The organism is Plantibacter sp. ME-Dv--P-122b (genome assembly GCF_030209375.1).
In the GTDB taxonomy this organism is placed as follows: domain Bacteria; phylum Actinomycetota; class Actinomycetes; order Actinomycetales; family Microbacteriaceae; genus Plantibacter.
In genome coordinates this window covers 58399-66553 of sequence record NZ_JARVSC010000007.1, presented here as the reverse complement: position 1 = coordinate 66553, position 8155 = coordinate 58399, and the positions used below count along the sequence as shown (strand labels likewise).

The window sequence follows — 8155 nt, the reverse complement described above, 5'->3', positions numbered from 1 at the left end:
AACTCGCGACCCTCACCTTGGCAAGGTGATGCGCTACCACTGCGCCACATCCGCACTGCCCGCATCACTGCGTGCTCGAATGACTCTAGCCGAAACCGGGACCGATGTTCAAACCGGCGCGGGTACTGTGTCGACAGCGGTGCGGATGTGCGCTCGTCCCCCGGCATCGGCTAGTATCGTGACTCGCGGCTGTTCGGCACCTCTCCGGTGCGGACGACCTGCGGGCGATTGGCGCAGTTGGTAGCGCGCTTCCTTCACACGGAAGAGGTCATCGGTTCGAGTCCGGTATCGCCCACCCTTTCCTCGCCTCGACTGACGTGATCCGGTCCCTTGTCTCGGGAGAGCCGAGGCGTCAAGGTCTGCGGGCTCCGAATCGTGCTGGCTACCGTGGATCCATGGCCATCACGGAACTGATCCTCGTCCGACACGGTGAAAGCGCCGGGAACGTCGCCGCACGGGAAGCCGACCGCACCGGGTCCCACCGCATCGCCGTCGCGAACCGCGACGCCGACGTCCCGCTGTCGGCGCTCGGGCTCGAGCAGGCAGCCGCGGTGGGCGCTCGACTCGCCACCCTCGCTCCCGCCGACCGGCCGGATATCGTGTTCAGCTCGCCCTATCGCCGTGCACACGAGACGGCCGTGGTCGCGCTCCGGACCGCTGCGTTCGACGCTGATGAGCTTCGGCCGGTCGTCGACGAACGGCTGCGCGATCGCGAACTCGGGATCCTCGACACCTTCACCTCGATCGGGGTCGACGCGGAGTTCCCGGAGGAGGCCGCTCGACGACGGTTCCTCGGCAAGTTCTACTACCGACCGCCAGGAGGTGAGGCCTGGACGGATGTGGCCCTCCGCATCCGCTCGTTCATCGGTGACCTGGACCGGCACACCGACCGAACGCGGGCCCTGGTCGTCTGTCATGACGCCGTCATCTCTCTCTTCCGCTACGTCTGCGAGGGGTGGGATGAGCGACGCGTCCTGGAGGAGGCCGCACTCCGCCCGACGCCGAACGCCTCCTTCACGCACCTCGTCCACGACGGACGCGCCTGGAGAGCACGGGCGGCGAATGCGACCGCACACCTGCAGCAAGCGCAGGTCCCGGTCACCGAGCACTCGGGGGCGACCGATGTCCGAAGCTGACCCCACCACCGAGGTGCCTGACCCGCGCGGTGAACGTCAGCGTCCACCCCACCAGTCGAGGTACGCGCTCGCGCTGTCGGGCAGCGACGGGCGGAGGTCACGACCGGCGGGAAGGCGCGTCCGGGCAGGATCCAGCCAGGCCGCCGCCAATTCGGTATGGAGCGTCGACGGGTCGTAGCGGACCATCGTCTCCGGGCGAAGCTGCTCCATCTCCGCCGCGTAGCGGGAGTCGACGACGAGCGGCCGTCTGCCCGCCTCGACCCAGTCGAGCATCGAGCGTGACGCGGAGACATGGCCGTGCGCGGCGAGGGGGATGCCAGGGCGCGAGATCTGCGCGGCGAACGCCTCATCGTCGAGATATCCGGTCACCTCGAACGAGACCGTGAGGGCGCGTGCCTCCGCCTCGAGGTCGAGCACGTCGTCCTCATGTCCCGCCGAGGGGGCGCCGATGGCACGGACGACGACGTCGGCGACCGGGTGGCCGGTGGCACGGAGCTCCTCCGCCGCTCGCGCAGCCGCCTGGATCGCCGATGAATGACCCTTGCCCGGATAGATGAACCCGGCGATGAGCACGGTGAGTGGGCGCGTCGCCCCCGGTGGCGATGCATCGTCTGCGGTGACCGCCGCCGCCCCGACCCGGGAGCCGAGCGGAATGGCGTGCGGGACGGTCGCGGGGCTGACGCCGAGGAACTCTTCAGCCAGCGCCTGCTCGTGGCGGCTGTTGACGACGGTCGCGTGGGCGGCGGCGATGAACCGGGCATAGGCGGCGATGCGGCGTTCCAGCATCCTGCCGTCCGAGGTCTGCGGGACGTCGTGGAGGGTGACCGTCAACGAGGTGACGTCCGCGAGGCGCTCGACGGCGTCCGCCGCCTCCTCGGGCGATCGACCGAAGAGGCGGTCGGTGACGTGGACGTGTGCACGGTCCACGCCGTCGAGCAGATGCACGGCGTCGGCCGGGGTCGAGGCGTACACCCGTTCCGCGCGAGGATCTGCGGCGACCACGGCGTCGGCGACGTCGATCGCGTACTGGACGACGCCATGGTGCTGTGGGCCGATCATGAGGAGACGGGGTGGGGCTGCGATCACCTGCGTCATGTTGGTGCAGTGGGGGGCCCGCGTCAAGGGTCGCGGGCACTCTCGTCACCGGACCTATGTTCGGAGGACGGCGCCCGTATCGCGCCGACCCGTCCGCGCGTCTCGCGCCCGCATCCGTACAGGGGATCCCGCCATGCAGTCGACCGTGATGCCGCACGCCACCGATCGAGCCGCCGACCAGACGTCTCCTCCGATCCGCGTCGTCTCGATCCCGGCAGCGCACCCCTACGTCGGCCGCGTCACCGCCTCGCCGGACATCGACGTGCTGAGCGATCCACCGGTCGAGGGCGCGCCGGCAGGTGTCTGGTGGCCCCCTGCGGCCCTCGATCCGAGTTGGATCCGTGACCACGCGGCCGATGCCGACGTATTGCACATCCACTTCGGGACGGAGTCGTTCCCACCCGGACACGTGACCGCGTGCATCGAGGCAGCGCACCAGGTCGGCTGGTCGGTCGTGTACACGGTGCACGACCTCGAACACCCGCAGCTCGACAACCAGGCCGCCTACGACCGGCAGCTCGACGAGCTCGTCCGTGGAGCAGACGCCCTGATCACCCTGACCCCTGGCGCCGCCGCCGGCATCCGGGAACGTTGGGGCCGCGACGCCGTCGTCATCCCGCACCCGTCGCTCCTGTCGGATGACGTCACGGTTCCGCTCGTGCTGCCGTCGTCCGAGTCTCGGGTCGGCGTCCATCTGAAGGACCTCCGGCCCAATGTCGACGCGATCGGTGCGGTCACCACCCTCGTCGATGCGGTCGAACGCCTCCGCCGTCATGGTCGGGACGTCGTCGCCGAAGTCCGCATGCACCATGCGGTCCGAGATCCGGATGTTCGTGAGGTGGTCCGACGGATCGTCGGTGGCTCGGATGCGGCGCTCCTCATCGAGCACGAGCGTCTGGACGACGCCGGCCTCGCGATCGCGCTCAGCCGCCTGGACGTCTGCCTGCTCCCCTATCGGCACGGGACGCACTCCGGTTGGCTCGAGCTCTGCTGGGACCTCGGCGTGTCCGTCGCCGCCCCGGCAGGGGTCGGGCAGTACGTCGGACAGCACCCGGACTCCACCGTGGCCGGATACGCGCCCGGGGACGGCGACTCGCTCGAGCAGGCCATTCGTGCGCTCCTCGAGGCGGACGGAGCGACCCGGCCCGGCTCCTCCGACCGGATCGTGGCCGTCGCCGGGCGCCGCGCCCGTCGCGTCGTCGACGACGCCGCGGGAGCAGCCGCGCACGCCGAGCTGTACCGCCGGGTCACCGCCGAGCGCGCCTCGTGACGGCCGGTCCACGACTGCGCGTCGTCGTCATCGCCCCGCTGCGCTTCCCCATCCGTCGCCCACACGCCGGCGGGCTCGAATCCGCCGTGTGGTCGGAGGTCACCGCACTCCGCGCACGAGGCCACGAGGTGACGTTCATCGGCGTCCGCGGGTCCGACTTCGTCGAGCGCGGCAGCGTCTTCGAACTGCCGGAGTTGCGGTGGCCGCGCTGGTCCTCCCCCGACGACGAGCGGTATCCCCCGGGCCACGCGACGCGGTCCGTCCCGGCGTTGCGCCGCGCGCTCGAAGCGATCGCCGCTCGGCCAGGGCGATACGACGTGGTGTCCAACCACTGCCTGGACGCGCTCCCGGTGGAACTGGCACCTGAGCTGGGCGTCCCCATGATCACCACCCTGCACACGCCGGTCGACGAGGCCGTCGCCGCTGCCGCCAACCGGGCCGGTTCCGACGGGAGCAGGTTCCTGGCGGTGAGCGAGTTCACGAAGCGCACGTGGTCGACGGCCGGTGTCGAGTCGGAGGTGCTCCTGAACGGCATCGATCCGGACGCCTGGCGGGCCGGCCGAGGCGGCGACGACCTCGTGTGGTTCGGACGGGTCGTCGCGGAGAAGGCGCCGCACCTCGCGGTCGACGTCGCTCGCCGACTGGGTCGCCGCCTCGTCATCGCCGGTCGCGTGGGCGATCCGGTGTACGCCGAGCGCGTGCTGTCACCGCTGCTGGGACGTGACGTCCGACATGTCGGGCCGCTCGACCCGACGCGACTCGCCACGCTCGTGGGGCGGAGCGCGGCAGCGGTCTCGACGCCGGCATGGGCCGAGCCGTTCGGTCTCGTCGCGCCGGAGGCGCTGATGACCGGGACTCCGGTGGTCAGCTTCGCCGTCGGCGGCGTGCCCGAGATCGCTCAAGCGAGCGTCGGCATGCAGGTCGTCGCACCAGGTGACCTTGCGGCCATGGCGGACCGCGTGGACGGGTTGATCCGGCAGTCGGAGCTGGACCGAGGGTTCCGCGCCTCGATCCGGGCATCCGCGCTCGCCCGGTTCTCACTCGACGCCAGGGTGGGTCGGCTCGAGGAGCACTTCGCCGCGCTCCTCGGTGACTCGCCCGTGCTCGGTTCAGGTCGCGTCGACGAGTTCAGCTCGTGAGGCCCCGCATCGGTTGGTACGTGCATCACCACGGACGCGGGCACGTCACCCGACTGCTCGCCGTGGCCCCGCACCTCGATGCCGACATCGTCTGCTTCAGCTCGTTCTCCGCACCGGTGGGACTCCCCTCGAACTGTTCCTGGGTGGTGCTCGACCGGGATGACGACGTTCCAGACGGCGCTTCTCCCCCGGGCGACCGCGATCCGACCGCCGAGGGGCTGCTGCACTGGGCGCCACTGGGTCACGCCGGCCACCGTGCCCGACTGGCGACCATCGCCGCCGCCCTCTCCGAGCAGCGGATGGACGCGATGGTGGTGGACGTCTCCGTCGAGGTGGTGCTGCTCGCACGCCTGCTCGGTGTCCCCACCGTGGTCGTCGCACAGCCGGGCAACCGCGACGACGGACCGCACGCCCTGGCATTCCATGCGGCGTCGAGGATCGTCGCCCCCTGGCCGCACGGGGTCCTGGATCTGGAGCATCTGCGTGCCGTGCAACACAAGGTCGTGTACACCGGTGGCATCAGTCGCTTCGAGGGACGAGAGCGGACGGCTGCGGAAACCGCGCGCAGCGGGGTGCTCCTCCTCGCCGGTGCCGGGGGTTCTGCGGTGTCGCGGGAAGCCGTGGAGGAAGCCGCCCGCGCCAGCGGTCGTGACTGGACCTCGCTCGGCACCGGTGCAGGGTCCGTCTGGACCGACGATCCGTGGGACGCGCTCTGCCGGGCGGAGGTGGTGGTGTCGTGGGCCGGTCAGAACGCGGTCGCCGATCTCGCCGCGGCCGGCGTCACGGCGGTCGTGGTCCCGCAGGAGCGCCCGTTCGACGAGCAGGTGTCCACCGCCCGTGCCCTCGAGGCCAACGAGCTGGCGGTCGTGCGCTCGTCCTGGCCCGACGCTGCGGACTGGCCGGCCGTCCTCGACGAGGCCGCGAAGCTCGACCCCGACTGGTCGCGTTGGCGGGTGGCCGGAGCCGCCAGACGGGCCGCCGAGGCGATCGAGGCGGTCGCCGTCGGTGAACCCGCAGGGGGTGTGCGATGAGGACCTCGATCGTGACCCTGTGCTCGCGCCCCAGACTCGGTCACCTCGAACGGCAGCTCGAGGCCATCGGGGCGTTCGTGCCGACGTCGGGCGACGCGGTGGAGCGGATCGTCGTGTGGATCGGTGAGGACGCTCCGCCGACCCTCGATGCGGAGCTGACCGTCCGCGTACCACCAGGTCCCGAAGGACTCCGTCTCGCGGCAGGTCGGAACGCCGGCGCCGCGCTGGCCATCGAACGCGGCGCCGACCTCGTCGTGTTCCTCGACGCGGACTGCGTGCCCGGACCCGCGCTGCTCGACCGTTACCGCGAAGCGTCGGCTCGCCACCCCGGCGCCGTCCTCTGCGGACCGGTGACCTATCTGCAGCCCGGTGTGGACGTCGCCGACCACCGCGCGTTGGCGGCGGCGACGGCACCGCACGCCGCGCGGCCGAACCCGGACGACGGCGCGGAGCGCGTCGCCTCCGAGGACGAGTACCCGCTGTTCTGGTCGTTGTCGTTCGCGACGACTGCGTCGACGTGGTCCCGGACCGGAGGCTTCGACGAGGGCTACGAGGGGTACGGCGGCGAGGACACCGACTTCGCGTTCGCCCTCAGCGCGGCGGGGACGCCACTCGTGTGGGTCGGAGGCGCCCACGCCTACCACCAGTACCACGAGACCCAACGGCCGCCGTGGCAACACTTCGACGACATCCTCCGCAACGGCGCACGGTTCGCCTCGCGGTGGGGATCCTGGCCGATGACCGGTTGGCTGGAGGCGTTCGCTCGGGCCGGCGCGGTGCGGCGGGCGGGTGACGAGTGGGTCCGCGTTCAGCCGAGCTCCCCGAGCAGTCAGTCCACCGCGACCACCAGTGCGGTAGCGGCAGGCTCCGGCGCGTAGCGGTCGACGGGACAGCGCCGTATCGTCGGCCACCGTCTGGGACATCACTCGTCAGTGACGAAGCGCTCCCGGTGAACCGCTACGCAGTCGTGTGCTGCGCTGGAGCCATCGGACGGCTGGCAGGTCCTCCGGCCAGTGCACTCGCAGGGTGGTCCAGCCCCGACGCATCCGGAGTGCGAGCGAACCGGCGTCGGTGAACGGGCGCATCGAGATCCCCATCCCGAGCGACCGGTCGTAGCGCACGCGTCGGTGGAGACCCAGGTGCGTCGACACGTCCAGATCGTCGTGCAGCTCAGCATCCTCGCGGTGCACCGCCTCGGCGATCTGGTCCCACGTCGCGCGCCGGATCGCACAGTTGGACCCGAAGATCGGGACCTGGGCGAGGGCGGCTCCGACGAAGAGCCGGTACGCCCCGAGGTAGAGGCCGGCGAGTGGTGCGCGCAGCGGGCGCGGACCGTCGATGAACACGGCCGGGCCGGTGAGCGCCGCAAGCTCCGGATCCGTCGCGAACGCCTCGGTGATCCTGGTCACCCAGTCCGGTGGCGGCACGCAGTCTGCGTCGAGTCTCGCCACGACCGTCGCGGTCGCGTGGTCGAAGCCGGCTGCGTTCGCCGCGGGGATGCCGGGCATCGGCTCATCGATGAGGACCGCGTCGTACCGCTCGGCGATGGCCGCGACCTCGGCGCGATCGAGGCTCCCGTTGTCGACGACGATGATCGATGCGGGTCTGGTGTGCTGCGCTCGCAGCGAGCGCAGGCAGCGGCGCAGGAGGGCGGCGTCGTCCTTCACGGGAACGACGACGTCCACGGTCAGGGGCGGGTGGGCTGCGGTCTCGAGCGTCATGCGTCGCGTCCGTCCGCCAGCAGCTGTGCCTCCGCGAACACGCGCGGGTGGGCGAGGATCCGGAAGTGGCCGCCGGTGTCGAGCTCCACGTTCTTGGCGCCGTCGAGTCGGCTGCCGCCCGGGATGTGCGGATCGAAGCGTCCGTACACCGAGACGATCCGCGGATTGACGGTCGCCTCCCGGCTGAGCGCCAGGATCGTCGGATCGTCGGGGGTGAAGATGCGCAGGCTCGGGAGGAGCATGAGCCTCGCGTACCGCGAACCGGCGAACGGTGCCGCGACGGCGAGCATCGCGGAGATCCGGGCTCCCCCGCCGCCGAGCGACATGACGTACTTGCCGACGAGCCCGCCCTTGCTGTGCGCGAGGAGGACGACGTCGCCGAGCCCGTTCGCCTCGAGGTAGTCGGCGACGAGTCGTGCAGCCACCGGGACAGCGCGGTCGTTGCGTCCGAGCGGGTCGATCACGTGCACGGGGTGTCCGTCGTCGTGGAGTCGGCGGATGAGCGGTTCGAGGAACCGCCAGGTCTCGTAGACGCCAGGGAGGACGACGATCGGTGATCGGTCGCCGGACAGGAAGTCGTGCGGGTCGGTGCGGCTGAGGAACGCCCGGAGCTGCCAGACGAGGGCGTAGGCGTAGTCGCGCGCCCACCAGCCGAGGGTCCGCAGCGCGGAACGGATCACCGACCGCCGCCGTTCATGCAGCTCAACCGTCTCCCCGCAGGACCTCGGGGCATCGCTCTGTTCCCATGTCCTCACCGTAACCG

Annotated in this window: 8 protein-coding genes and 1 tRNA gene; 6 read left to right on the top strand and 3 right to left on the bottom strand. The window is 71.1% G+C overall.

Annotated elements, in window-relative coordinates:
• Positions 1 to 222: 222 nt before the first annotated feature.
• Together QRN19_RS14910 and QRN19_RS14905 are read left to right on the top strand one after the other, a co-directional pair.
• Positions 223 to 295: transfer RNA gene (locus QRN19_RS14910), tRNA-Val, on the top strand.
• Between the two features lie 100 nt (positions 296 to 395).
• A complete protein-coding gene (locus QRN19_RS14905) occupies positions 396 to 1136 on the top strand; it encodes a histidine phosphatase family protein (protein WP_285027882.1) in 741 nt (246 codons plus the stop codon).
• 36 nt (positions 1137 to 1172) lie between these two features.
• Here the strand turns inward: QRN19_RS14905 and QRN19_RS14900 are convergent, their stop codons facing one another.
• Positions 1173 to 2231, bottom strand: a complete 1059-nt coding sequence (locus tag QRN19_RS14900; protein ID WP_285027881.1) for a hypothetical protein — start codon at positions 2229 to 2231, stop codon at positions 1173 to 1175.
• Between the two features lie 133 nt (positions 2232 to 2364).
• Here QRN19_RS14900 and QRN19_RS14895 point away from each other — a divergent pair, with 133 nt between their 5' ends.
• Genes QRN19_RS14895 through QRN19_RS14880 form a run of 4 tightly spaced genes read left to right on the top strand, consistent with a single transcriptional unit; the run spans position 2365 to position 6549 of the window.
• Positions 2365 to 3501 (top strand): glycosyltransferase family protein, encoded by a 1137-nt coding sequence (locus QRN19_RS14895; RefSeq protein ID WP_285027879.1) that lies wholly within the window; start codon positions 2365 to 2367, stop codon positions 3499 to 3501.
• On the top strand, positions 3498 to 4640 hold the full coding sequence (locus tag QRN19_RS14890) for a glycosyltransferase (RefSeq protein WP_285027877.1): 1143 nt from the start codon (positions 3498 to 3500) through the stop codon (positions 4638 to 4640). Before QRN19_RS14895 ends, QRN19_RS14890 begins: the two co-directional genes overlap by 4 nt.
• Positions 4637 to 5671, top strand: a complete 1035-nt coding sequence (locus tag QRN19_RS14885) for a glycosyltransferase (protein ID WP_285027876.1) — start codon at positions 4637 to 4639, stop codon at positions 5669 to 5671. The genes QRN19_RS14890 and QRN19_RS14885 overlap by 4 nt, the downstream gene beginning before the upstream one ends.
• Entirely contained in the window at positions 5668 to 6549 is an 882-nt protein-coding gene (locus QRN19_RS14880) for a glycosyltransferase family 2 protein (RefSeq protein WP_285027873.1), read from the top strand. The genes QRN19_RS14885 and QRN19_RS14880 overlap by 4 nt, the downstream gene beginning before the upstream one ends.
• 51 nt (positions 6550 to 6600) lie before the next feature.
• Here the strand turns inward: QRN19_RS14880 and QRN19_RS14875 are convergent, their stop codons facing one another.
• The gene (locus QRN19_RS14875) at positions 6601 to 7392 is read right to left on the bottom strand and encodes a glycosyltransferase family A protein (protein ID WP_285027871.1); all 792 of its coding nucleotides are present in this window, start codon (positions 7390 to 7392) and stop codon (positions 6601 to 6603) included.
• Positions 7389 to 8069 (bottom strand): esterase/lipase family protein, encoded by a 681-nt coding sequence (locus QRN19_RS14870; protein ID WP_502928266.1) that lies wholly within the window; start codon positions 8067 to 8069, stop codon positions 7389 to 7391. Before QRN19_RS14870 ends, QRN19_RS14875 begins: the two co-directional genes overlap by 4 nt.
• Positions 8070 to 8155 lie beyond the last annotated feature (86 nt).

Bases quoted from the DNA above. Each gene is read 5' to 3' on its own strand.
- QRN19_RS14905 (WP_285027882.1), top strand. From the start codon at position 396: ATGGCCATCACGGAACTGATCCTCGTCCGACACGGTGAAAGCGCCGGG.
- QRN19_RS14900 (WP_285027881.1), bottom strand. From the start codon at position 2,231: ATGACGCAGGTGATCGCAGCCCCACCCCGTCTCCTCATGATCGGCCCA.
- QRN19_RS14895 (WP_285027879.1), top strand. From the start codon at position 2,365: ATGCAGTCGACCGTGATGCCGCACGCCACCGATCGAGCCGCCGACCAG.
- QRN19_RS14880 (WP_285027873.1), top strand. From the start codon at position 5,668: ATGAGGACCTCGATCGTGACCCTGTGCTCGCGCCCCAGACTCGGTCAC.
- QRN19_RS14875 (WP_285027871.1), bottom strand. From the start codon at position 7,392: ATGACGCTCGAGACCGCAGCCCACCCGCCCCTGACCGTGGACGTCGTC.